Here is a 22993-nt window from a genome sequence, read left to right on the forward strand (position 1 = left end):
GCATGCGCAGGTGTTGATATGAGAAGGCCCAACGGCGACGGGCGGGCCTGCGCATAGGATGGAAATCCCGCCGCCGTTGGGGGCTTGTCGGACGGCATGGGGCCGTCCTCAGACATGGTTCGACCCGGTGGGGTTCGAACTCACGGAAGGTGACGGTCGGAACCGTCGTGATATCAGGCGGCGAGCTTGTTGCCGTCGTTCAGGTAGCGGTACGCCTTGACGCCACTGTCGTCCTTGAACGCCTCGACGGTGATCATGAAGCCGGCCAGCTCGGTCGAAACGAACTTCTTCTCGGTGACCGAGGTGATCTTGGCGTTCGGCAGGACGATACGCAGCTTCTTCTCTTCGTTCGCCATGTCGAAGACCCACGCGCGGTGGGGCAGCGGAGCGCCGTTCTCCGTCACGGTGTACAGCGCACCGGAGGTGGAGGTGGCGGCGGTCGGCGTGACATTGTCCTCGCCGAAGACCTCACGCAGCACGTCCTGATCCCAGGCCGCGTACAGGGTCAGACCGAAACGCACCGAGTGCTCGGTCTGCAGCTGCGCGATGATGTCGGCGTTCCAGTCCTTCACGGACTCGATCCGCCGCTCACCCATCGATTCGATGCCGTCCTCGGACACATAGCCGAGCGCCTTGAACGCGGCATCGATAGTGCCGTCCGCGGAGGTCGGCAGCGTGGAAGCCAGCGGGGCGACCAGGACACCACCGGTAACAGCGATATTCGGGGTGCCGGCGCCGATGAACTTGCTGGAGGGCATAGCCATTGTGTTGTCTCCCTTGGGATTTTGCGCAGGCCCTAGGGATATGTATTCAGTTGTTACTCCCGCGTTGTCGGGGGAGTCACGCGAGGACTCTTCCTCGCACGATCAGGTCGGTGACAAGCGTGTACCGCGGAGCGGCGGTCACCGGGTCGGTGTCGTTTTCCAGGCCGGCATCCTCGATGTGGTCACACCACGCGGTGCCGATGTACCCGGGTGCGGCGGCATTCACGATCCCGCGCACCAGCGCGGCCAGCTCGGCCGCGCCACCGGCGTCATCGGTGCACTCGAAGACCACCCGAGGACGATCGAGGATCAGGTGAGCGCCACGACGGCCCTCCCTGTCCTCGACGTCCAGCCGAGGCTTGCGGTCGTTCCGAGCGACCCGCACCATGCGGGCGGGCTTCGGGTCGGGCACTGTCGTGACTACTTGAGCGGTATCCGGCAGGGCCGCAAACTGAGCGGTCAAGAGGTCGACGAGACAGCTTTCAATATCAGAGAACTCTATACGTTCGGACATAACCAATTCCATTCAAATTGAAGCTCATTCACTATCATTGAGCCCTAGACGAGCGGAGAATTCAATAAATCTTGCTACATCCTCAACCAAATAGGGACCAATTTCACTCAGGTCGCGAGTCGTTTTCGCGAGAGACTTGGCCCACTCGGGATGATCCTGCCAGAACTCCAGGCTACACGTGACAACTGCGGTGAGTAGATCCTCATCATAGAATCCGCCCGCTCTCTCATCAGGAACTGTCTCACTCAGATGATCTAGTGCGACGGGGATCAACCATCGAAGCCCGATCTCCTGCCCAATCAGCCTGGCGAGCGCCGTCGGGTTCAATTCCCCAATCGGCATCTCGCGAAGCCGATAGACGTCAGCAACTAGCTCGGAAGGGAATTCTCTCAATTCCGGCCAGCACGTCCCTTCAAGCTCCTGAAGAGATTTACTTTTTTCAACCCGTCCACTAAGTTTCATCGTGCGTAAGTACCCAACCCGAATTCAGCAGCTGTACTACTCCCGACTCGACAAGATGCGACCCCTGAAAGCCGAGGCATCCAACTTAGATGCTCCACAGGGTGAGTCATGACGCCAGCACCCTTGTCCTGCATATTCCAGTTCAACTGGATGCTATAGCCGGGCGGTTCAAAGCTATCGGCCAATCAGGACTATGTTTCAAATTCGCCTACCCATGCACCATTTAAAAGGTACTTGGGCATGTAGCCCGACTCGACGTTCCATATCCAGCACCCAATCAGCGTGTCTCCCAAGGACTTCCATCACACTGCCGAAACCTGTGAGCCCACCTTGGTGAGATCACCTCAGTCTAAATCATTCCGACTCAGTCCAGCCGCCCGACGCGATCCACTCAGTTTGAAATTCTACCGGCGATATCTCCGCCGAAAACGTGCCCCAGGCACGATCAAGTTCATCCAAGGACGGAATCGGATCATCTTCTAACGAAGTGAGGTCAGTATAAATAAGGCCGCCAGCGAGACCAACTCGACCATCCGGATAGATCTCTACCTTTCTATGCTCGAACCCATTTTCGAGTATCTCTCTGAATATCATTGCAGGTTCATTTAGGACTGGGATCTGCGCAACCGACTTAATATAACGCATTCCAACCTCATCAGGAATGAACCGCGATGCAATCTCCGCCGCAACGGCGCGGTCTACTGCCGGAGCATTCGGAGCTGCAAAAGATTGCGCCGATACATCTGGTTCCTGTATCGAAAGGAGGTTCTCGGAATCTTGGGAAGATAACAGACGTCGCATCCACTCAGGTACTTCCTCACATGGATAGATATCAAGATCCTCCTGGAGGTCAAATCCAGCTAGCGTATCCTCTTCCGGTTCACTGTACCCAAACTTCGTCGAAACATCACCACTCGATGAGATGCGTACACTCATGGTGAACCACGTGCCTTTGTCTGGTATGTACATCAGATCACGTAGTTGGTCCACTGCACGAGGAATATCTATTGGACCACCAATGCCAGGCATCGGACCATCTGCTGTATCGACGCCGATTTTCATCTCGATAGCACGGCCAACTGCAATATAGGTCAAGTCAATCTGACGCCAATTACGGGGGGCTTGTGCACGCACATGATCGATAATTTCTGTCATGAGCCGTTGACGCTCGATCGAAGCATCGCCGGCGCTACTCATTGTCAATTGCACGCCTTTCGCGCCATTGCTCGTCAGTTGGGAGCCTATATCCGAGATGATACCGCTTAGGGATCCGCTCTTCACCGGCAACTCTCCAGCCGGCGGTTGCTGGTCGGTGACTGTACTCGAAAGTTTGACTGTACTCAGCTACCTGAGGCGCGATCCGGCTCATAAGTGCCGACAATCTACGCTCCAGATTGTACACTTCACCAGGAGCTGACCTCTACAAGCTGGAGTTACTCAACCCATACATGGCCAGACAGACCTTAGTCTCACCAGCGTGACGCTAGGCATCAAAATGAATTCACGAATTGAAAACCTCGGGCCATGAATCGTTGACGAAGTTCTTGGGAAGGTATCCAGAAGCAACTTCGATCGGCACGCCCTCATCATGAGCCATGATCGCAAACGCTAGTGCAGGCAACGAAACCGAACCCAAACGATCATCCTGGCCATCGGGATTCAAATGCCAATACAATCTGTGAAGCTCGAGAGCCTCGAGCAGCGCTGCATTGAACTCTGAGGATCCCTTGAAGTAGAGAGCATGAAACATGCCTACTGGCGGATACAAAAGGTTTCTACTTCGGTTCCCGTCGCGGCGGACGCATCCGAGAAGGACGAGACTATGGTCTTTCAAGTTTCTCGGCCAAACCATCGCCACGCAGTCCGAACCAAAAGCTCTGCAGAAGATCAGCCCCGCTTCAAACGTCTCGGGCAATACGGCGTCCTCATCCACTAAGCACAATGACCGAAAGTAGTCTACGGAAAGCAAGAATGCGGGCTCAATCAGCATTGGCGAATCCGCGATGCCTACGAGGAATGAATCGACAGCAGAACCCAGATCATCGATCAGAAATTGATCCTCAGACTGGGGCAATCTATGGCGCGCAACCACGGTTGTCACGATGTTCCTCCCTTGTGACATCAAAGTGCCTAGGCATGAAACCGTTATACGTTCGATTGGGAGCGATCACATGCATCACCGTACTGTCCATTAAACGCTCGTTCGGCGGCTATACTCACAGATCCGTAAGAGTCGAGGGCTCTTCACCGCCGTTGTAGATATATTCGTAAAGCTCACGCAGGAACGCATACATCTGGTCATGGTCCGGAAAATCTACAGCCGTAAGATTGAACCAGTCTCGACACGATATGTTCTGCTCACGGAGCAATGTTTCAAACTCTTTTCTTATATTCCCTTCATACTCATGGGACGTCCCCCGAGAGACTTCGCGCATCGTCGGGAAGTCCATAACCGTCTCTGACGCTAAGGCGACACGAACGAATGTCAAAAATGCTTCGTCCACGTGGTCACTCCCGATCCCGATGTCTCTGCCTTCGATGCAGCGATTCGATTAAGTTCGTCCACCGCTCAGTTTATTCTCTCAGTTCCTCTAGCCAACCTTTCTCGATACTTGAGGACTCATAGTCAAGTGAATTAGGCGGGTTGATCGGTGGATACAGGATCGTCTGCAAATATTCCCACGAGGTGGCACAAACCGGGGCTACCCGAATCGGGCATCCCAGGCTCGAAGAATCTCGACAGTGCGGTCTCTAAAATGAGGATACCTACCAGTGAGAGTAGCGAAAGCAGATTCCATATCGTCTCGCGTCGAGAACAGAAACCCACCATTAAAATTCAGTGCAGCTTCAATCTTAGCCAAGTCGTCACCTGTGAGCCAGACCCTAAGCGTCGCCAACATTTCACCACCATTGTCCTGAAATTTCCACAGGAGCATATCTAGAGTTTCCGAGAAATCGCCGCTTTCCATTCGCTCAAGCAGTCCTGATAATATTTCATCCATCGATACTTTAAACAAAGTTCAGATCTTTCGATATACTCGAGTAATGTGGTTCTCGGTAGTTGATAGAGGCGTTCCGTCAGAGAGTCGTTGAACTCCGAATCCATGCACGGGCAGTATAGGACCCTCCCATTCAAGGCGCAGCCCCAATTCGCCGAGATTTGCGGGCGTCTTGATATATTTGTTCTTCGGGCTTCCGGTAACGATCACAATTCCATTCTGCTTGAGGACCCTGACAGTCTCCGAGTTTATGGGATTGTATCCGTATGGGTTGACTGAATGCACCTCGTCAAATACACCCTCCCGGAAGGGGAGCTGGTTCGCATCCAGACGGACATCCAGTTCTGAATTTGGTTTGAGATCGGCGTTCACAGCTCCTTCCATACGGTTCAACCCGGCTCCGAGGTTTAACCTTATCGGCACACTGGGTCTTGGGACGGGTTCGGCGTTCGTAGGGGTGTCCGCTGCATCATCGACGCTAGAGCCACTATGCACATCCTGATCCGGGGCTGTATCCCGCCGCACATGATCTTCGGCCTCGAAGCGTCCTGGACCAACTTGCGGGGAGGCTTCACCGTCGGGCTGGGCATGCTGTTCCTTCGACTGGGCGTTTTCGTCAGTCTCCGGTGAACCCTGGGGATGGTCGGCGGGAGCGCGGTTAGAGTTCTCGGCAGCTACATCCGGTGTATCCTGTTTGGTCTTCGGGCCATCGACATCCGGGATGCTGTTTGCGACCTTGTTGATTTTCGGAACCGCCGCCACACCACCGGTGCCGATCGTTGTTCCGATGTTCGAAACGACGATCCCGAGGGCGTAGTACCAATCGCCTCGCGCCCACTCGTCCCATCCCAGAAAGTCTTTTCCGCCCGCTTTCCAAGAATCGATGACTCCAGGACCGCCTGCAGGGCCGAGTCCAATAAGGGCACCGATACCGTTGACGGCTTCTCGCCGGGCTTCCGCAGCTCCAGGACCTCCGATTCCAAGCAGGGCTGCGGTGTCTTTTATATTGTCGACAATTGGGCGTACGAGTCCGGAACCAAATGAGATAGATGCTTCTATTACGGTCTTATCATTCGACGGAGCGACAACCGCGGGCACGTAGCCTCGACTGCGCATATATATGTCGAGGGTGGTAGGTTTGGATCGCTCAGGGGGCGGTGGCGCATTCTTAGCCGGCTGTGATGGAGCGGTGAGCCTGCCGAAGCCCTGAATCCTCTCCACATGATCCTTTATCGCTGGATTCTCGTAAGGGAAAATCCCGATCTGCGCTAGTCGTTGAATTGCCTGGGACTTCTTGACTCGATCTTCGTGCGTGCCGGCCTCGCGGAAGGCCCAGAGTAGGTCGTTGAACTGTTCCTCGGGCGTATACTGGGCCTTAACGAGGCGTTCCCTGGCCAGGTAGTACGGATTACCTGGTCCAACCCAGGGTTGGGGTCCTCTCGTATAGGCTTCGAGGTCCTTTCGCAACTGCTCCTGAGAGTAGTTGAAGCCATATCCGTCCACTCCAGATCTAAACCACGTCCTTGGAGCCGTGATGGCAGAAGGAATTACGTACTTCTGTGGTTCCGGAATACCTACAGAGCCCTCGGCTGTAACGATTTCTGGGAACAGCGATTTCGGGCCCGCATTGGAGGCCGGAGACGTCGGACCATCTGCACCCAGTTCCCCATAGAATTGCGACAGCATCGTTTGTTGACTAGGGGCCTCGTAGCCGGGGAGGGCCAGTTCTTCCAGGGATTCCGGGACCTTCACAGTCGGAGTTTGGGTACTGGGTTCGGGTTCCGGTTCGGAATACATTTGCTCGAAGACGGTCGGCCCGGCAGGATTTGGAGGCGGGACCGTGTCCTCGCGCGAGACCGAGGGTGCAGTTCGATTCTCGACCTTCTCTGGAAGGTCATCGTCAGGCCTCCGCAGGATCGGCGGCGGGCCGGCGATGCTTTGGATAGTGCCTCGTTCAACTACTTGTTGGCCCCACGGCCCCGAGGACATGAAGTCCGTGAGCGCGAACTCATGGGCTCTTGACGCTGCGGTCGACATCAGATCCTCAGCGTTGAGTACTCTCGCGAAAGTCGCGGCAGCATCTCTTGGCGTCCGCACCGAGTAGTTGAAGACCCGCGAAGCAGCAGGATCATCGATGGGCTTGGCTGACATGATCACTCCTCGCGGCGGCTGAGGCGCGCTTGTTCGATGCGCTGTCGCAGCTGCTCGACCATGCCCGCGTAGGCGTCGGTCTTGGTTGGGGCTTGGGCGGACAGGCCGCGGGGGTGGGTGGCGCACCAGAGGCCGTCGTCGGTTTGTTTGACCTGGATTTGTTCCAGGTCGTAGTAGGACTCGGGGTCGGGGGTGGGCCAGTTGCCTTGGGTGTCCTTGGTGATGTGCATGCCGGTGTCGAAGGCTCCGGGCGGGCCGCCGGGGGTGGGGGTCCAGCGGATTTCCTCGAGTTCGGGGTGGACACGGACGCCGCGTTTGACGAGGTATTCGGCTACTCGGGTGGCTTGTTTGATGCTGGTTACGGTGGGGTCGGCCAGTTTTCGGCCTACCTCGCTGTGCCATTCCGGGAGGTGGATGACCGAGAGTTCTTCGGCGAGGGCGCGGACCTGGGGGTCGAGGGCGGTGTCGGGCTGGTGGTCGGCGAGCTTGCCGGTGAGGGTGTGTTGGAGGAAGGACAGGAATTCTGGGGTGACCAGTTGGCCGGTGTCGGTTTTCACGTAGTTCGACTGCGGCGGGGGTTGGGTGCCGAAGTGGACTGAGTCGATGATTTCCTTGTCGGACATGGGAATTCGGGGCCTTCCGGATGTGGGCATGACGGATCGCGAGCCGGCTCGGGCTCGGAATCGGAGGTGTGGGGTCCCGCCCCCGGAGGTGAGGGGCGATCCGGGGGCGGGACCATTGCGCCCCCTGCGCTGCGGCGGGCGTCTGCTACCGCGGACCACCTGCGGGAGACGCGGCGCGCTGGGGGCGGGCATGCGGCGGGCTCTGAACCCGCTCGGTAACCTGTGGAAGGGTTTCGGGGGCCTGCCGCATGGGAATTGGACGCGAAGGCGTCACAGTTGGGGCGTCAGATCTCTTCTTCGAGGGTGGCGGGGATCTGGTATTTCGCCCGGGGTGGTTCCTGGCCGGGGACGTGCAGGCGCAGGAACGTGAGTAGTTCGTCGATGTGGCGTTGGAGGGCTCGGATCAGGCGGATGGCGTCGCGGAAGCGGAGGTGGTCGCTGGCGGCCTGGTCTTCCAGGGCGGCGACGCGTTCACGGAGTTTCGCGACTTCTCTTGCCTGCCAGGCGGTTACCGCGCCGATGACGGTCGCGACCGCCACTCCGATGGCCTGTACCAGTTCTGGGTTCAGCCATGACTGCATTCAGCTCTCACCGTCCGTCCGGAGTACCGGGGTGACGGCCGGTCTGATCACCGCCCCGGCTATGACCGGAGTGAGGAGGCCGTAGAGGGTGAGGGCGGTGTCGATCCAGTCGGTGTTCAGTTGGCGGCCCAGGAGGTAGGCGGCTACGCCGGAGATGGCTACGAGGATGGAGCGCACCAGAGCCGGTTCGGGAACCCTGTTGAGTCGCATGGTGTTTCCTTTCGACGAGTGCTGCGGGGCCCGGTGCCGCTCTGGAAAGCAGGGCCCGGGTGGTTACGGGATCAGTGGGGCCACGGCGGCGATCAGCTGGGCGATCAGCATGCCGATGGTGATCCATTCATTGATGGACAGGCCGAGAATCATGAGGGTCCTCGCGGGTTCGAAGGGGTGTTCCAATGACCGCGCCCCCGATCCCGGAGGCGGGATCGAGGGCGCGATCGGTGATGCGTGCGGCGGCCAGCGACTTGTGAAATGCGCTGTGGCAGCTGCGGTCCCGTGACTACGGGTGATAGCGCAGAGGGTCGCTGCACGCTAGGGGTCTGCGGTGTGCCGATCCTGAATCTGGAACGCTTTGGAAGTCGCACGCGGCGACGGAGTTTCGTTCGGGGGTTCCGTTCGGAGGATCGAGATTCCTACCGCAGGTTTCCGGTGATTTCCGGGATGTGGGCGCAGCTCTGGCGCTGCACCAAGCTTGGCTTAAGCATGGCCGGAAGTCAACACCGAATCCGAAACTTCTTTAAAGTTCCTGGTAGATCAGTGTTTACAGGACCATGGCGGAGGCCAGGAGCTGAGTCACGTGCATCTGGCTGGATTGGCCGGGGTCGTGGCGGTGGCGGCCCTGCGGGCGGGGTCGGACGGTGCGTCGGCCCGCGCAATAGCCGGTGCCGAAGATCAGTGCTGATGCGATAGCGAACAGCAGGTACGCGGTCATCAGTACCTCCGGGAGGAGTCGGGGACGATGCGACCGGCCTCGATCAGGGCTTCGAAGGCGGCGGTCTTGCGCGGGCAGTGGTAGACGGCGCATTCGCGGTGCATGCGCATGGCTTCGTGGGCCTGGTCGACGGTGAAGGGGGTGTCGGGTTCGGAGTGGGCGGCCATTGCCAGCAGTTCCGACAGGGTGTAGTCCATGGGGACCTCCAGGGGGCAGGGAGCACCCGACGCCGGGCGCACGGACCGCGGCTCGTCGGTCAGTGCTGTTGTGTGGGCGCGGGATTCGTCCCGGCGTCGGGTGCTCGAGTTCAGAATGCGGGATCGCGGCAAGCGAGTCCACGGCTTATATGAGGTGGCTATGATGTGTTTGTGCGACGCCATATGCTGATCGACGCGCGAAAGGCGACCGGCCGAACACAAGAGGAGGTTGCCGAACTGGTCGGTGTCGATCGGACCACGCTCGGCAAGTGGGAGCGCGACGAGAGCACGCCGCATCCCACACAGCGCGTGCGCTACGCCGAGGCGCTCGACGTCAGCATGAGCGAGCTGGACGCGATGCTGAGCAATCTTCCGCTCCGGGTCAACGAGATGCCCAGCTGGCTGGACACCTATCTCGCAATGGAGCAGTCGGCGACTGAACTTCGTGCGCATGAGCCGCGCGCTGTCTACGGGCTGTTCCAGACGGCGGCCTATGCGCGCGAGATCGTGCGCCACGCGTTCTTCACCGCTCCGTCGGCGTCGTTCCTCGAGGAAACCGTCGCGCAGCGTGCCTACCGGCAGCGGCGGATTCGGAGCGGTGATCTGAAGGTCGATGTGATTCAGCCCGAAGCCGCGCTGCGACTCCAACTCGGAGGGCGCGCGGTAATGGCTGAACAGCTCGCTACCATGACTGAGCTGGCAGCATTGCCCAATGTCACCATACGGGTAGCGACATATGAGGCGGGCCAGTACGCGGCCCGGCGGCTCGGCGATTTCGTCATCATGGACCACCAATGGGGAAAGCCTCGAGTGCACCTCGAGGGATACGGGGGCGGGTACTTCATATCCGAGCCCGACGAGGTCGCCTACTTCGTCGCATCGTTCGACCATGCGTGTCGGATAGCCTTGGCACCGAGAGAGTCCAGTACGTTCATCCGCAGGCTGGCCGACGCTTGGAGTACCAATGGATGACCTCGCATGGCGCAAGTCGAGCTTCACCGACCGAGAGACTTGCGTCGAGGTCGCGGCGACGAAACACCTTGTGCTGATACGCAATAGCAACGCTCCCGAAGCAGGAACCGTAGCGTTCGACAGAGCTGAGTTCACCGCGTGGTTACAGGGCTGCAAGGCTGGAGAGTTCGACGACCTGGCCGATCTCTGAACCGTTATGCCGCGGCACCGTTACGCCGCGACGCTACGGCGTGCCGGGTAGGCGAGGTGAGCGTCCAGCACCTCGCCCACGACGAACATCTCGGGCAGATCGGGGGACCATGGGCCGGGTACCGGGTCGATGCGGCCCGCGTCTCGGAGCGTTCGCACTCTGCGTACGGTGAGGCCCTGATAGTCGCCGCTCAATTCCTTTGCAAGCGTTGCGATTCCGGATGCGCTAAGTCGCGTGCGACGGGCTTGCGCGAGTTGGGCGTCGTCAATTGAGCGGTCGCGGGCCGGTGGGCAGACGATTCGGGTCGCGGTGGCGACAGCTGCCGCGAGTTCGGCGGGGGCGGATTCGACGCCTTCGGTCATGGCGAAGGCAATGAGGTTGCGGTGTAGCCAGCGGGCCAAGGCGGGGGTCGTAGTTCCGGCGGTGTAGGGGAGGCCGCGTTGTTCGCAGATCAGGCGGGTCCAGGAGGACAGGACGGCGTGTAGGTGGTCGGCGGCTTTCGAGGCGGCGGGGTTGTAGGGCAGGGGTTGGGTGGCGGAGCGGGGCTGGAGGCGGTATTCGGTGGGGCCGTTGAGGCGGGTGCGGCAGGCGAAGGCGTCGGCGAGATCGTCTGAGAGATCAGGGATTTCACGCAGGAGGCGGTCCAGTTCGCGGATGGCGTCGTGGGAGAGATAGAGGTGGTCGGGGGTCATGTCAGGCCACCTCTCGGTTGATGGTGTCGGCCAGGCGGGCGGCGTGGCCGAGGCGGATGTAGTCGTCGGTGTGGCGGCCGTCGAGGAGGTAGCCGCGGGCGTAGGTGAGGACGCCGGTCCAGGTGGTCCAGTTCTTGGGGGACCACCAGCGTTGGAGGCGTTTGTGGACGGCGATCTCGAAGAGGCTCTGGCCCCAGCGGAGCATGGCTTCGCGGTCGGCGAGGCAGAAGTACTCGGAGAGGTCGGCGAGCAGGCGCAGGGCATTGCCGGGCGGTAGGGCGGTGATCGGATCGCCTTGTGCCGCAGCCCAATACGCGGGGACGAAAGGGATCCAGCGTTGGCCTGCGATGCCGTAGCCGCCGGGTTCGGGGCCGACGCATTGACCGGCGGGGCGCAGCGGGTCGGCGATCAGCGCGCAGGCGGCCACCTCCAGGTGGGGCCAGAGGCCCTTGCCGATGTCGGCGGCCACGTCACCGGCGATGGCCGCGCCCTGGGAGTATCCGGCGAGTACTACGCGGTTCGGGGTGGCCTCGATGGCCTCGAGCAGCGCGCGGCGGCCCGCCGCGAGACTGTCGGCGAACGCGACCTGGCGGCCGTAGTCGGCCGGATAGGGGATCATGCGCGGGGTGAAGCGGGCGGGATCGAGCGCGGCCGCGAAGGCGGTGGTGACGCCGTCGCCGTGAGGGTTCCAGGTGCCGCCCATGATGAGCACGTCGATCTTCTCGGAGGATTCGGTCATGGCGGGTGTGGACTTTCTGCTGAGCGGGCAGGGGCGATCACGGAAGACGCCGGACAGGGCGGCTTCCGCAGGGAGACGGAGTACGCCAGACGGCGGCGGCTCCGGGGGAGAGCGGAACGCGCCGGTCAGCGGCGGCTCCACGGGAGAGACGACGGAACGCGCCGGACAGCGGCGGCTCCACGGGAGGGACAGTCAACGGGTCGCGGCGGATCCGTCGGGGGAGGCGATGAGCGTGGCGCTGCACACGCGGCCGTCGCGCGGGTCGTGGATCACGATGACCGCGACGGCATTCGGTTCGTCGCCGGAGAGGTAGGGCAGGCCGGGCACGGCCGACCGCCACGGGTCGAATCCGGTCAGGCGGGGGAGGCTTTCGACGGCATCGCTGAGCGCATGCTGCGCGTTAACTGAAATGTTGCGAGTAAGTGGAATCTCTGCGGGTCCGGCGCCGTGACATATGTCACACGCACCGTGCGAATGGTTGGCTTCGCAACCCATGGAACGGCATTCGGCGCGCGCACCGGGGTACTCAGCCGACGCCTCGACGTCCGGAATCAGCTCCTCCACCGAGCAGCCGAGAGCATCGGCGATCCCCACCAAATGCTCCAGCGTGAAGGATCGCCGCGCAGCCAGGAGCAGCCGCAACTCCTCCCGCGACAGGCCGAGACACCGAGCAAGGTCGTCGCTATCACGACCCAGCTGCGCCGCGACGCGCCGCACCTGCTCCGCAACAAGCACATCCAACTGTTCCATACGGAGCACAATATGTTCCGTTCGGACCTGTAGCAACCCCGAACGGATTTTCCTTGGAGTTTGCAGGAATCATGACGGCATCGCCTACGCCACGATCGAAGTCGTTGCGACAACTCCGTTCGGACTTCAGAATGGTCCGTATGGGCTTGAATGAGACGGCCGCGGAGATCAACCGCGCAGTGGGCAACGAGCTGCGGGCGTCACGCGCACGCAAGCACCTCTCCCGGCAGCAACTCGCCGACCGCACCGGACTGGGGCTCAGCACCATCCAGCGGTTCGAGAACGGCGAGCGGTCGCCGGATATGAATCAGCTCTTCGCGCTCTGCGAAGCGCTCGAGATACCGATGCGTGAGTTCGTAGCACTCGCGACGAAGGGCATCGAGCCGCCGCGCTGAGAAGGCTCCCGGCCGGTTCGATTCACCGGGTGGCGCGGAACCCCGATCCACCCGTACATACGTGGCCGTCGCCTATCCGGCGGCCACGACACACCGTGGCGCGTCAGGCACACCACGTGCCATTGGGCCTACCGGTCTCGTCGACCGGTATCCCGACGTGAAAGCGCGCGTAGTCGACAAGAGTCTGGGCCGGATCGGCGGCCCTCCCCACCCAGGCGGCGATCAGCACGTCGGTGACGGTCGCACTGCCATCGATGACCCGGTTGACGGCATCGCCGCCGATGGCGGATCGCAACGCCGTTTCAGAGCACGCACCCTGCGCCATCAACTCAGGCATCGAGCCAATTTCCACGATCAGTTTCCCCTTACCTTCAAGTGCTCAGCTTCGAGCCGATTCCGGCCGGAACAAGCCGCCGCACCGGAATCCACGTATTTATAACCCATAGCCGAGCTAAAGGAACTTCAAAGGCGCTCTGCTACACGGCGATTCGCTACCCGCTCGCGCGACACTACCCACGGGTCATGATTGCCCGGGATTCGCGGTACCCCTTGTGCAACAACACACTTCACCGGGCGCGACCAACGGACAACCAGGGAAGGGTAAGAGTTCGAAAGCGTTGCACCCCAACGGAGCCGACATTCGGATCAACTCCGCGAGCGTGAACGACGCCGGTTCCGCCATTCGGTCGGTCCACTCCGAGTCCGTAACTCCCATACACCCCGCGAGTTCACCGACCTCGACCCCCGCCGCGGTCATCGCCCACCCGATTCGGTTTCCGATACACACATCCAACCAGCCCACCTGACCGCCTTCCACCCCGACCACGGTGGTGCCGTGACCTCCGACACGCAGGTCACGGCACCTAAATCGTTAAGCTTCGAACATATGTTCTATTATCCGGGGGTAAGCGATGGGAGATCAACGGTCGCCATCCACACAATCCGTGAGCGAACCCGCGGCAGGAACCGAGAGATGCCAACCGAGAGGTGATATCCGTTGGTCAACAACATGTTCGGCGAATACCTACGCCAACGCAGACTGGATGCCGGACTCAGTCGGGCCCAGCTCGCCGCCCGCGCCAACGTATCGGTCTCGCTCATCGAGAAGATCGAGGCGGGCACTCGGACCACCACGCTGAACACCCTGCAGGTACTGTTCGACGAGCTCGCCGTGCCGCCGATCTATCGCAGACATATCCTCGGACTGGTGCTGCCGAGCGTGTTCGGGCGGGTGCCGCACAGCGAATCCGCGGGTCCCGCGCCGAGCGATCTGGCCGATCTGGCCAGCCTCGACCATCCGGCCAGCCTCTATCTCATGCCGACCTTCACCATCGTCGCGGCGAATACCGCCTACCAGCGGACTTTTCCGGGAATGCGGGCCGGAAGAAACTTCGTCGAATGGATGTTCCTGGATCCGAACGCGCGCACCGTCATGGTCGAATGGCATCGGGAGGCGCACCGTCTCCAGCACGGGCTGCGCATGTTCACCTCGATCATCACCCCGGACCGCAGTGTCGAGGAGGTCATCGAACGGTGCCGGGTCGCACCGGAGTGGGAAGAACTCTGAAACAGCGGATTACCCGAGCCGGATTCTCCGGAGGAAAGTCTGCATATCCGGGACGTGCGCAGTCGGCGGGTGAGCCGAATGGCGGTGCGGCTCTACACCCCGGAGCTGCCCGCACGGCCGTGGTGGCTGTTGCGATTGATTCCCGAGGAATTCAGTCGTTGCCGATAGCCCGGTCCACCGCGACGGTGACCAGTTCGCGCGCCCGTTGCTCGCCGAAAATGCCGGGGAGGGTGAGGCGTTCGAGAATGAGCCAGTTGAGGGCGAGGTAGAGCAGGAGCACCGTGTCCTCGTCGCCGGGCATACCGGAGTCGAGATGGTTGCGAATATTGAAGTCGATATCGGCGCGCACCCGTTCGGTGAGCAGGGCCTGGAGTTCGGGGCGACGGGTGGATTCCAGGCGCAGTTCCAGCTGGGCGATATAGCCGGTGCGGAAGTTGGTGATGCGGTCGACCACTTCGGTCATGAGCTCGGTGATGGTTTCCCTCGTGCGCGGGGCCTGGGTGAGCTTGGCCATGGTCTCGTCGCTGGGTATCAGACGCTCGTAGTAGCGGTGGCCCACCTGAACGAGCAGGTCGTCGCGGTTGGTGAAGTAGTTGGAGGCGGTGCCCGCCGGGACCGCCGCCTCCTTGTCGACGGCACGGAAGGTGAGGCCGCGGGCGCCGTCGCGGGCGAGGACCTCGATCGCGCCGTCCAGCAGTGCCCGTCGGCGTTCGGGATTGGTGCGCACCACCTGGCATCACTCCGTTCGAAATGCACTCCGGATTAAAACACTACAGTCAGAGTACAACATGCGGAGCGGTAGTTGGGGTTCAGGTCAGCCGGATGCGCAGGGTTTCGTACGTGGGGATGAATACCTTTCGGCGATAACGCCTTTCGACGATCTCGAAGGGACGTCCGGCGGCGGTGAGAGCGCGCAGCAGGGCCGACAGCTCGGAGTGCACCAGCTGCGCGCCGAGGCACAGGTGCCGACCGCCGCCGAACCAGAGCTGACGGGTTTCCGGGACATAGTCGCGGTGCACCCGGAAATCGCCGACGGCATTGTTGATCGACCAGGTCAGGATCTTGACATGCTCGCCCGCGACGAGGCGACGCCCGGCGACCTCCACATCGGCGGTGACCGAGCGGCCCACCAGGTAGGCGGGACTGGTGACGCGCAGGGTTTCGCGCACCGCGTCGGGCACTCGGTCCGGCGCGGCCAGCAGGGCGTGCTGCTCGCCGCTGTCGTGCAGCAGCGCGACCATTCGGCCCATGGCGCTGGCCAGGGTGTCCGTTCCCGCCACCGCCATGAGAATGGCCAGCCCCGAGGCGTGTTCGACCGGGAGGCCCAGCTCTCGGCAGCGGCCCAGGGTGGTATTGCCGTCGGCGCGCTCGTAGGCGGCGGGGACCGAGGCCGACAGCTTGGCGGCCAGGGTGCGGGCGCGATCCAGGGCTACCGGATCAAGGGTGGTTGACGCCATGGTGCCGATGCCGAGATTCACCAGTTCCTCGACATGTTCGAACAGCACCCGGAACGGCTCGTCGGCATCGCCGTCGAGGGTGCCGTCGGTGAACAGGGCGGCGATGTCGGCCGGTCCCATACCGACCAGATCGGAGACGCTGCGGCCCACCAGCACCCGAGCGCGTTCGGCGATATCGACCGTGCGACCGGCGGCCAGGTCCGTCGCGAGCTCCCGCAGGGCCGGGCCGATCACCCGTTCGACCAGGTCTTCGGTGTGCCTGGCGGTGAACAGGTCGCGGACCTTGTCGCGCAACTCGGTGTGGCCGGGACCCTCGAAGAGATCCTCCACCCAGTCGCCGATCACCTGCGCCCACCAGTGCCCGGCGGCTCCCTCGGAGACGATGCTGAAGTGCGCGTGATCGTTGTAGATCTGCCGGGCCACCGCCGGGTCCGCCACGAACCAGCCGAGCTTGGGCACCTTGCGGATGGGGCGGGCCAGCCGGCCGGCGAGCAGCAGCGCGGGCAGCCAGGGCTGACCGGCGGCGAGCAGAGCCAATTCGTGGCGCTTGGCGGTATCCAACATCGATCCTCCCGGGGTGCAATGTCGTTCACATCACACATCTGACCTGAGAATTTTTCAAAACCGAAATACACACACTGCTACGGTCGCCCGCAACCGATCACTGTCTGGAGCCGAACATGGTGAGATCGCGCATCGAAGCGGTGGGATCGACACTGCCCGACAACGAAGTGACTACCGCAGAGCTTATGCGGCAGCTGACCATCGACAACCCCATCGACCTGGAACGGGTGAGCGGCGTGCGCGCCCGCCGCACGGCCGGTGCGAATGAGGACTCGTTCACCCTCGCGGCCGACGCCGCACGCGACGCGCTCGCGAATTCCCGCTACGACGCCGCGGATCTGGATGTGATCATCTCCTGTTCGATCACCCGCATCCGCGACGGCGACTTCACCCTCGAACCCTCCTTCGCGCTCATGCTGCGCAACGAACTGGGCGCGCGCCGGGCCGTGCACTTCGACGTCTCCAATGCCTGCGCGGGCATGCTGACCGGAGTGCTGGTGTTGGACAGGATGATTCGGGCCGGGATCGCGCGGCGCGGACTGGTGGTGTCCGGCGAGAACATCACCCCCATCGCCGATACCGCCGTGCGGGAGATGTCGGAGAAATACGATCCGCAGTTCGCCTCGCTCACCGTCGGCGACGCGGGCGCGGCGGTGGTGCTCGACGCCGACGGCGGGGCCGACGAGGGCATCGAATACATCGAACTCAATACCAGCGCCGCCTTCGCGGGCCTGTGCCTCGGCATGCCCAGCGACCGGAGTCCCGGCATCGCGCTGTACACGGACAACCGGGCCATGCACAACGAAGCCAGATATTTGCTGTGGACCACTCGGCAGAATGATTTCCTGCGCGAGCGCGGCGGCGGGTTCGGCGACGAGGGATACGACTATGTGATCCATCATCAATTCAGCGGTCCCGCGGTGGAATTGATCAACAAGATCGCCGAACGGGAATTCGACGCCGCCATGCCACCCGGATTGATGGTGCTCGACAAATACGGAAATACCGCGTCCACATCACATTTCGTGGTACTGCACGACGCGCTGAAACAGGGGCTGCTCACCGGCGGCGCGAAGGTGCTGATGGTGCCCGCCGCGTCCGGTGTGGTGGCCGGATTCCTCTCGGTGACCCTCGGCGAATTGCGGGTGGGATGACCATGGGCATCGCGATCTCCTCGGTGGCCACGGTCTCGGGCCGCGGCAGTTCCATCGAGCAGGCGGCGCTGGCCGCGAAACAGGCCATCGAGCGGGCCGGGACCACGCCCGACCAGATCGACGCGCTCATCAACGTGGGCGTCTACCGGGACGCCAATATGGTGGAACCCGCCATGTCGGCGCTGATCCAGCAGCAGGTGGGCATCGGACTGGAGTACGCCAGCGGGGATGTGCCGTGCCTGAGCTTCGACCTCATGAACGGGGCCTGCGGAGTGCTCAATGCCGTGCAGGTGAGCCAGGCGCTGGTGGAATCGGCGGCGGTGCGGCGGGTGCTGATCGTCTCCGGCGACGCGCATCCGTCCGGATCCGCCGAACCCGTCGACGGATTCCCGATCACGCCCGTCGGGGCGGCACTGCTGCTCGAGAAATCGGACGGCCGGGCGGGATTCGGCAGCCTGCACGTCGGGGCGACGGAGGAGCGGCCGCAACCGGTGGGATTCGTGAACCTGCCGCGCATGGGCACCACCGGACGCTCCACCATCGTCGTCGACCGCACGGCGACCACCGTCGACGAACTGCTCCAGCACGCCGTGGAAGCGGCGCTGGCCGCGGTGGAGGTCGACGATATCGACATCACCCGCACCGTGCTGGTGTGCGGGCGGCCCACGCCCGACTTCCCGGAAGTGCTCGCCGAACGACTCGGCCTGCCCACCGGAGCCCTCTGCGCCGACAGCACCGCGGGCGACGCGCACACCTCCGCGCTGCCGGTCGGCTATCTCACCGCACGCGAGGAAGGCATGCTCGACGGGCAGCAGGCCGTGCTGTTCGTGGCGGCGGGTGCGGGGCCGTCCGCCGCCGCCATCACCTATCGACTGGGGTGAGATGCGCGACCATGTGGGTGAGCACGGATAACGCCGACCGGACGGCACGCGATTTCACCCCAGAGTGCGTTTCGCATCGGGGCGCAGTCGCCGGACCACGGGAGGGGTCATGAGCAAACTCTGGGTGATCGTGCCCGCCTACAACGAGGAATACGGCATCGGGGCCACCCTGGACGCGCTCGCCGCCCAACGCGACCGCGACTTCACGCTGATCGTGGTGGACAACAACTCCACCGACGGCACCGCGGCGGTGGTGAAGGACTTCGCCGCCGCGCACCCGGACATGCGCATCGAGATCATCGACGAATCCCAGAAGGGCACCGGAGCCGCGGCCGACACCGGCATGCGCCACGCCATCGCCGCGGGAGCCATGCGGCTGGCACGCACGGACGCCGACTGCATACCGGCCTCGGACTGGACCGCACGCATCCACGCGGGGTTCGACTCCGGGCTGCGGCTGATCAGCGGGCAGCTCATACCCCGCACCGACGAGGGGGTGAGCTGGACCGACCGCAATGTCATCCGGTTCGCGCTGGAGGTGGCGTCCACCTTCGGCAAGTTCCGGCCCGGGAATCAGGATCCGCGCTACCTCGGGCCGTACGTGATGACGCCCGGCTGCAATATGGCCATCACCGCCGAGCTGTACGAGGCGGCGGGTGGATTTCCGCGCACGGCCATCGAGGAGCTGCACGAGGATCGGGCGCTGGTGAACGCCGTGCGGATGATTACCACCGAGTACGGATTGCGCAGGGACGTGCGGGTTTTCGGCTCCAATCGGCGGGTGCGGGCGTGGGGTGTCCGCAAGACGCTCGCCTGGTACGCCGATCACCGGTACAAGCCGGAATTGGTGGACATTCGGTGAGCGACGGTCCCGGCGACTTCCTGGAACTGTTGCGCGAGCGGGCGAGACGGCATCCCGACGCCCCGGCGCTGGGCATGGTCGGCGCGCGACCGCTCCGTTACGGCGAACTCGTCGCGCTCATCGACGGTGCAGCAGAGCGGTTGCACACCAATGGCTTTCGTCCCGGCGATCGGATGCTGTTCTCCATCCGCCCGTGCGTGGACGCGGTGGCGCTCATCCTCGGCACCATCGCGGCCGGGGGGACCATCGTCTTCGTCGACCCGGGAGTAGGACCGGAACTGTTCGCACGGCGGCTGCGCGTCGTCGAACCCACTTGGGCGGCAACCGAATCCCTGCTCTACCTGTTGAGCGGGCCGCTGCGCCGGGTCGGGCGGGCCAGGGGGCTGGAGCTGCCCGCGTTCGGGCGGCTGCGCGTCCGGCACATTCACAGCGGACCGCGGCTGCCGGGCACGCCCGGCGGATCGCTGCCGCTGCGGCGGCTGCTGGAGCCAGGTGCGACGGGTGCCGAGCGGCGGCTGCTGGAGCCAGGTGCGAGGGGTGCCGAGCGGCGGCTGGATCCCGACACCGATGCGCTGATCGTCTTCACCTCGGGCACCACCGATGATCCCAAAGCCGTTGTGCACACCCGTGGTTCGCTCGGAGCCGGGCTGGCCGCCATGGCGGGGCGGTCCAGCCTCGGGCCGGGGGCACATCTGCACACCGAGCAGCTGATGATGGGTTTGCCCGCGCTCATGGCGGGGGCGCGGTGGTCGCTACCGCGCTATCCGCGCTTCGGCACGCATATCGACCCGATCGAATTCACCCGTGGGCTGGATGCGGCGACGCACGCGTTCTTCACGCCCGCCGATCTGGCGGTGGCGCTGACCGCCATCGAATCCGGAACGCTGGCGGCACCCACGCTGCGGGAGGTGTCGCTCGGTGGGGCACCGGTGACCACCGCGCTGCTGCGCCGAGCGCGGTCCGCGCTGCCCGGCTGCGAATTCCTCGCCATCTACGGCATGACCGAGATCCTGCCGGTGGCGGTCACCACCGGGGCGGCCAAGCTGGCCTACGACGGTGCGGGCGATCCGCTGGGCGCACCGGTCAGCGGGGTGGACGCGCGGGTGGCCGACGATGGTGAGCTGATCCTGTCCGGACCCAACCTGTGCCGCGGATACCTCGGCGAAACGCCGCTGAAGGAAGTCCACACCGGCGATCTCGCGCGGATGGACGGCGACACCATCGTGCTGGTCGGCCGCAAGAAGGACATGATGATCCGCGGCAAGACCAATATCTATCCCGGACTGTACGAACCCGTGATCGCGCGGGTGCCCGGCGTGCGGCAGGCCATCATGGTCGGACTGCCCGACGAGATCGGGGACGAGCGGATCGTGCTCGCCGTGGTGGCGGACGGGGACGCGACGGCGGTGCGGGAGCGGCTCGCACGCGAATTGCCCCGGCTGATCGACACGTCCGCGCTGCCCGACGAGATCGTGATGGTCGACGAGATCCCAGTGGGCGGACGCACCCGCAAGCCCGATCGCGCGGCACTGCGCGCGCTGCTGCGCGGATGACACCGCGAGCATGACGCCGCTGGGCGTAGCGGGCAGATACACACGGCGCGCCGATGCGGGGGCGCGCCGACCACACCGGACGCACGAGGACGGTGGCGGCACAGCGCCGCCCCGGCCGGTCTCCCGGCGCGTCCGCGCAAGCGGACCGGCGCCCGCCGCACATGGGCCGCCGCGATCCGGGCCACCGAACCGGGGCTACGACCCTGTGCGAAAGTCGCGGTGCTTGGCTACCCCACCCGGTCGGCGAGGGTCGCAAGCACCAGATCGGCGAAGCGTTCGGCCGACGCCGGGGACAGCACGCCGTCCACGTAGCAGAACTCGAGACTCATTTCGTCGTGCGCGGTGGCCACGGCGACGGTGAGGGCGCTGACGCAGGAGTTGCCCGCGGCGACGGAGAGGCCGCAGGTGCGCCACTCCCCCGGCGCGGGCGGGAAGTCGACGCGGCCGAGGTTGGTCACCGAGACATTCCACGGGGCCCGGCGGTCGATGAGTTTCACCACGCGCCAGCCGGATTCGAGAGACTTCGGGGTGCCGTAGCGCATCCCGGCGACCGTGGCGAGGTGCCGCCGCTGACGAACCTTGCGGTCGAGTTGGCGGTTCACCGAACGCGCCGCCGACCAGAGCGAGCGGCGCGGGCCGAAGGGCACGAACGTGGTGAGAACCGGTGCGTAGATGCCGAGTTCGTCGGCGGCCGGGACGGGGGTCAACTGCTGCCGGAAGTCCACCGGGGAGGCGATGCCCGTGCAGCCGCTGCGCTGGGGGCGCACCGTGTGCCCGATGGCGTGCGCCACCGCGCCGACCAGTGCCCCGTGCACCGTCACTCCCGCGGCGCGGCACTCCGCCGTCAGCGCGGCGAGCCGCCGCGCCTCCAGCACCCGGCGCACCGACCGGGTCCGCCGATCCGGCAGCGGTACGGGTCCGGCGCCGGTCAGCAACCGCGGGCGGCGCACGAGCGCTACCGCCTGGTCCGCGAGGGTCGTGAACAGGTACCGCCACATCCCGCGCGCCGCACGGGGAATGAGGTCGTCGGCCGGAGGAACCGGTGGACGCGAAGTAGTCGGATGCCGTGTCACGGAAGATCTGGTGGCGGGTGCCGGGGGTGAGTGACCACGCCATGCGGGGTCGGATTCCGCCGCGGTGGGCGAGACGCCGCTCGACGCCGCTCCCGGCGCAACGGGTCCGGCCGCACCGGTGGCAACGCCGGGTTCCGGCACGGCGGCCCCGGCACCACCCCCGACTCTGGAAACTCCCACCGTGGGCCCGACAGCACACCCGACAGAATCGGTTTCCGCGACGGCGTAGGGCGGACCGCACGCGGAGAACTCGCGTTCCGGCACGGGAGACGCGGCAGCGCCGGTGACGGCATTCGAACCCGACGCCGCGTGGCCTACTCCCGATCCGGCGCGGTGGGCTCCAGGCTCGGTCGACGCGGACTCGGTCGACGCGGACTCGGTCGACGCGGACTCGGAAGTCACGGGGTCGGGTTCCGAGTCTTCGCACGCCCCGCCGTCCGCCGCGTAGTCGATCAGCTTGCGCAGCAGGGTGACCAGGGAGCGGCCGTCGAGGAGCACATGGGAGACGGTCAGCAGGATGTCGTGGTGCTCCGCCGGGGTAGCGGCCGCGTGCACGATGTCGACCGCCCGCGCCAGGCCGGTGGTGGTGTCGAACGGTTGCGCCAGTTCGGCGTCCACCGCCGGTCGCCAGGCTTCGGGATCGTCGGTCCGCACGCGTCGCACGGGAAGCCGTGGGTCGGCGAGCGCGACGAAGCGTGGGGCGAAGGCCGCGCCGTGCTCGACTCCGACTCGCAGCAGCGGGTATTCGGCCACCAGGGCGGCGGCCGCATGCTCCAGGCGACCCGGCTCGATCCGACCATGTACGCGAATCCGCCCGATGCAGTTGGACGGAGATATGCGGTCGATGATCCAGAACCATCGCTCCGATGGACTCAACGGGCGTATCGGCCCCGCTCCCGCAACGATCACGGGCCCTCCTCAC

27 protein-coding genes are annotated in these 22993 nt (G+C 63.8%); 8 read left to right on the forward strand and 19 right to left on the reverse strand.

The annotated features are described in order from the left end of the window. Window positions 1–173: 173 nt before the first annotated feature. From QJS31_RS15605 to QJS31_RS15660, 12 genes are all read right to left on the reverse strand, one after another. Window positions 174–764 carry a hypothetical protein gene (locus tag QJS31_RS15605; protein WP_282777289.1) on the reverse strand — a complete coding sequence of 197 codons (591 nt, stop codon included), beginning with the start codon at window positions 762–764 and terminating at the stop codon, window positions 174–176. 76 nt (window positions 765–840) lie between these two features. Beyond that, window positions 841–1290: a hypothetical protein gene (locus tag QJS31_RS15610; RefSeq protein WP_282777291.1), complete on the reverse strand. Its 450-nt coding sequence runs from the start codon at window positions 1288–1290 to the stop codon at window positions 841–843. A gap of 12 nt (window positions 1291–1302) precedes the next feature. Next, a complete protein-coding gene (locus tag QJS31_RS15615; protein ID WP_282777292.1) occupies window positions 1303–1740 on the reverse strand; it encodes a contact-dependent growth inhibition system immunity protein in 438 nt (145 codons plus the stop codon). A gap of 354 nt (window positions 1741–2094) precedes the next feature. After that, window positions 2095–3021 (reverse strand): hypothetical protein, encoded by a 927-nt coding sequence (locus QJS31_RS15620; protein WP_306357013.1) that lies wholly within the window; start codon window positions 3019–3021, stop codon window positions 2095–2097. 220 nt (window positions 3022–3241) lie between these two features. After that, a complete protein-coding gene (locus QJS31_RS15625; protein WP_282777296.1) occupies window positions 3242–3841 on the reverse strand; it encodes an immunity 49 family protein in 600 nt (199 codons plus the stop codon). A gap of 115 nt (window positions 3842–3956) precedes the next feature. Then, window positions 3957–4244 (reverse strand): hypothetical protein, encoded by a 288-nt coding sequence (locus tag QJS31_RS15630; protein WP_282777298.1) that lies wholly within the window; start codon window positions 4242–4244, stop codon window positions 3957–3959. A gap of 516 nt (window positions 4245–4760) precedes the next feature. After that, a complete protein-coding gene (locus tag QJS31_RS15635) occupies window positions 4761–6890 on the reverse strand; it encodes a hypothetical protein (RefSeq protein ID WP_306357014.1) in 2130 nt (709 codons plus the stop codon). A 2-nt stretch (window positions 6891–6892) separates the two neighbouring features. Next, the gene (locus QJS31_RS15640) at window positions 6893–7513 is read right to left on the reverse strand and encodes a hypothetical protein (protein ID WP_282777302.1); all 621 of its coding nucleotides are present in this window, start codon (window positions 7511–7513) and stop codon (window positions 6893–6895) included. A gap of 284 nt (window positions 7514–7797) precedes the next feature. Then, the gene (locus QJS31_RS15645; RefSeq protein WP_143983727.1) at window positions 7798–8094 is read right to left on the reverse strand and encodes a hypothetical protein; all 297 of its coding nucleotides are present in this window, start codon (window positions 8092–8094) and stop codon (window positions 7798–7800) included. Then, entirely contained in the window at window positions 8095–8304 is a 210-nt protein-coding gene (locus tag QJS31_RS15650; RefSeq protein ID WP_282777304.1) for a hypothetical protein, read from the reverse strand. Between the two features lie 550 nt (window positions 8305–8854). After that, window positions 8855–9025: a hypothetical protein gene (locus QJS31_RS15655; protein ID WP_282777306.1), complete on the reverse strand. Its 171-nt coding sequence runs from the start codon at window positions 9023–9025 to the stop codon at window positions 8855–8857. Next, a complete protein-coding gene (locus tag QJS31_RS15660; RefSeq protein WP_282777308.1) occupies window positions 9025–9222 on the reverse strand; it encodes a hypothetical protein in 198 nt (65 codons plus the stop codon). Before QJS31_RS15660 ends, QJS31_RS15655 begins: the two co-directional genes overlap by 1 nt. 171 nt (window positions 9223–9393) lie before the next feature. Here QJS31_RS15660 and QJS31_RS15665 point away from each other — a divergent pair, with 171 nt between their 5' ends. Both QJS31_RS15665 and QJS31_RS15670 read left to right on the forward strand, forming a co-directional pair. Beyond that, window positions 9394–10194 (forward strand): helix-turn-helix transcriptional regulator, encoded by an 801-nt coding sequence (locus QJS31_RS15665; protein WP_282777310.1) that lies wholly within the window; start codon window positions 9394–9396, stop codon window positions 10192–10194. Continuing rightward, complete coding sequence (locus tag QJS31_RS15670; RefSeq protein ID WP_282777311.1) at window positions 10187–10384, forward strand: DUF397 domain-containing protein; 198 nt, start codon at window positions 10187–10189, stop codon at window positions 10382–10384. The genes QJS31_RS15665 and QJS31_RS15670 overlap by 8 nt, the downstream gene beginning before the upstream one ends. A gap of 20 nt (window positions 10385–10404) precedes the next feature. Here QJS31_RS15670 and QJS31_RS15675 read toward each other — a convergent pair whose 3' ends face one another. From QJS31_RS15675 to QJS31_RS15685, 3 genes are all read right to left on the reverse strand, one after another. Further along, on the reverse strand, window positions 10405–11076 hold the full coding sequence (locus QJS31_RS15675; protein WP_282777313.1) for a hypothetical protein: 672 nt from the start codon (window positions 11074–11076) through the stop codon (window positions 10405–10407). A 1-nt stretch (window position 11077) separates the two neighbouring features. Further along, window positions 11078–11815, reverse strand: coding sequence for a PE-PPE domain-containing protein (locus QJS31_RS15680; protein WP_282777315.1), 738 nt, complete (start codon window positions 11813–11815; stop codon window positions 11078–11080). Between the two features lie 192 nt (window positions 11816–12007). After that, on the reverse strand, window positions 12008–12565 hold the full coding sequence (locus tag QJS31_RS15685; RefSeq protein WP_306357015.1) for a helix-turn-helix domain-containing protein: 558 nt from the start codon (window positions 12563–12565) through the stop codon (window positions 12008–12010). 140 nt (window positions 12566–12705) lie between these two features. Here QJS31_RS15685 and QJS31_RS15690 point away from each other — a divergent pair, with 140 nt between their 5' ends. Next, window positions 12706–12960, forward strand: a complete 255-nt coding sequence (locus tag QJS31_RS15690) for a helix-turn-helix domain-containing protein (RefSeq protein ID WP_282777319.1) — start codon at window positions 12706–12708, stop codon at window positions 12958–12960. A gap of 103 nt (window positions 12961–13063) precedes the next feature. Here QJS31_RS15690 and QJS31_RS15695 read toward each other — a convergent pair whose 3' ends face one another. After that, entirely contained in the window at window positions 13064–13312 is a 249-nt protein-coding gene (locus tag QJS31_RS15695; protein ID WP_282777321.1) for a hypothetical protein, read from the reverse strand. A gap of 645 nt (window positions 13313–13957) precedes the next feature. Between QJS31_RS15695 and QJS31_RS15700 the strand changes: the two genes are divergently transcribed. Further along, on the forward strand, window positions 13958–14527 hold the full coding sequence (locus tag QJS31_RS15700) for a helix-turn-helix domain-containing protein (protein ID WP_306357016.1): 570 nt from the start codon (window positions 13958–13960) through the stop codon (window positions 14525–14527). A 151-nt stretch (window positions 14528–14678) separates the two neighbouring features. On the opposite strand, the gene QJS31_RS15705 is transcribed toward QJS31_RS15700, so the two are convergent. Further along, on the reverse strand, window positions 14679–15257 hold the full coding sequence (locus tag QJS31_RS15705) for a TetR/AcrR family transcriptional regulator (RefSeq protein WP_282777325.1): 579 nt from the start codon (window positions 15255–15257) through the stop codon (window positions 14679–14681). A 79-nt stretch (window positions 15258–15336) separates the two neighbouring features. Further along, window positions 15337–16548 carry a cytochrome P450 gene (locus QJS31_RS15710; RefSeq protein WP_282777327.1) on the reverse strand — a complete coding sequence of 404 codons (1212 nt, stop codon included), beginning with the start codon at window positions 16546–16548 and terminating at the stop codon, window positions 15337–15339. 185 nt (window positions 16549–16733) lie between these two features. Here QJS31_RS15710 and QJS31_RS15715 point away from each other — a divergent pair, with 185 nt between their 5' ends. The 4 genes from QJS31_RS15715 (at window position 16734) to QJS31_RS15730 (ending at window position 20998) form a co-directional block, all read left to right on the forward strand. Then, window positions 16734–17702: a 3-oxoacyl-ACP synthase III family protein gene (locus QJS31_RS15715; RefSeq protein WP_306357017.1), complete on the forward strand. Its 969-nt coding sequence runs from the start codon at window positions 16734–16736 to the stop codon at window positions 17700–17702. 2 nt (window positions 17703–17704) lie between these two features. Continuing rightward, on the forward strand, window positions 17705–18583 hold the full coding sequence (locus QJS31_RS15720; RefSeq protein ID WP_306357018.1) for a hypothetical protein: 879 nt from the start codon (window positions 17705–17707) through the stop codon (window positions 18581–18583). Window positions 18584–18692: 109 nt separating this feature from the next. Next, complete coding sequence (locus tag QJS31_RS15725; protein WP_306357019.1) at window positions 18693–19445, forward strand: glycosyltransferase family 2 protein; 753 nt, start codon at window positions 18693–18695, stop codon at window positions 19443–19445. Next, window positions 19442–20998, forward strand: coding sequence for a class I adenylate-forming enzyme family protein (locus tag QJS31_RS15730; protein ID WP_306357020.1), 1557 nt, complete (start codon window positions 19442–19444; stop codon window positions 20996–20998). The genes QJS31_RS15725 and QJS31_RS15730 overlap by 4 nt, the downstream gene beginning before the upstream one ends. Window positions 20999–21225: 227 nt before the next feature. On the opposite strand, the gene QJS31_RS15735 is transcribed toward QJS31_RS15730, so the two are convergent. Beyond that, the gene (locus tag QJS31_RS15735; protein WP_306357021.1) at window positions 21226–22980 is read right to left on the reverse strand and encodes a hypothetical protein; all 1755 of its coding nucleotides are present in this window, start codon (window positions 22978–22980) and stop codon (window positions 21226–21228) included. Window positions 22981–22993: the final 13 nt, after the last annotated feature.

The sequence above is a fragment of the Nocardia sp. CC213A genome, assembly GCF_030766805.1.
In the GTDB taxonomy this organism is placed as follows: domain Bacteria; phylum Actinomycetota; class Actinomycetes; order Mycobacteriales; family Mycobacteriaceae; genus Nocardia; species Nocardia otitidiscaviarum.

Excerpts from the sequence above, each read along its gene's own strand:
- QJS31_RS15605 (WP_282777289.1), bottom strand. The coding sequence starts at position 764 with ATGGCTATGCCCTCCAGCAAGTTCATCGGCGCCGGCACCCCGAATATC.
- QJS31_RS15610 (WP_282777291.1), bottom strand. The coding sequence starts at position 1,290 with ATGGAATTGGTTATGTCCGAACGTATAGAGTTCTCTGATATTGAAAGC.
- QJS31_RS15615 (WP_282777292.1), bottom strand. The coding sequence starts at position 1,740 with ATGAAACTTAGTGGACGGGTTGAAAAAAGTAAATCTCTTCAGGAGCTT.
- QJS31_RS15635 (WP_306357014.1), bottom strand. The coding sequence starts at position 6,890 with ATGTCAGCCAAGCCCATCGATGATCCTGCTGCTTCGCGGGTCTTCAAC.
- QJS31_RS15640 (WP_282777302.1), bottom strand. The coding sequence starts at position 7,513 with ATGTCCGACAAGGAAATCATCGACTCAGTCCACTTCGGCACCCAACCC.
- QJS31_RS15645 (WP_143983727.1), bottom strand. The coding sequence starts at position 8,094 with ATGCAGTCATGGCTGAACCCAGAACTGGTACAGGCCATCGGAGTGGCG.
- QJS31_RS15650 (WP_282777304.1), bottom strand. The coding sequence starts at position 8,304 with ATGCGACTCAACAGGGTTCCCGAACCGGCTCTGGTGCGCTCCATCCTC.
- QJS31_RS15655 (WP_282777306.1), bottom strand. The coding sequence starts at position 9,025 with ATGACCGCGTACCTGCTGTTCGCTATCGCATCAGCACTGATCTTCGGC.
- QJS31_RS15660 (WP_282777308.1), bottom strand. The coding sequence starts at position 9,222 with ATGGACTACACCCTGTCGGAACTGCTGGCAATGGCCGCCCACTCCGAA.
- QJS31_RS15670 (WP_282777311.1), top strand. The coding sequence starts at position 10,187 with ATGGATGACCTCGCATGGCGCAAGTCGAGCTTCACCGACCGAGAGACT.
- QJS31_RS15675 (WP_282777313.1), bottom strand. The coding sequence starts at position 11,076 with ATGACCCCCGACCACCTCTATCTCTCCCACGACGCCATCCGCGAACTG.
- QJS31_RS15680 (WP_282777315.1), bottom strand. The coding sequence starts at position 11,815 with ATGACCGAATCCTCCGAGAAGATCGACGTGCTCATCATGGGCGGCACC.
- QJS31_RS15685 (WP_306357015.1), bottom strand. The coding sequence starts at position 12,565 with ATGGAACAGTTGGATGTGCTTGTTGCGGAGCAGGTGCGGCGCGTCGCG.
- QJS31_RS15690 (WP_282777319.1), top strand. The coding sequence starts at position 12,706 with ATGGGCTTGAATGAGACGGCCGCGGAGATCAACCGCGCAGTGGGCAAC.
- QJS31_RS15710 (WP_282777327.1), bottom strand. The coding sequence starts at position 16,548 with ATGTTGGATACCGCCAAGCGCCACGAATTGGCTCTGCTCGCCGCCGGT.
- QJS31_RS15715 (WP_306357017.1), top strand. The coding sequence starts at position 16,734 with ATGCGGCAGCTGACCATCGACAACCCCATCGACCTGGAACGGGTGAGC.
- QJS31_RS15720 (WP_306357018.1), top strand. The coding sequence starts at position 17,705 with ATGGGCATCGCGATCTCCTCGGTGGCCACGGTCTCGGGCCGCGGCAGT.
- QJS31_RS15725 (WP_306357019.1), top strand. The coding sequence starts at position 18,693 with ATGAGCAAACTCTGGGTGATCGTGCCCGCCTACAACGAGGAATACGGC.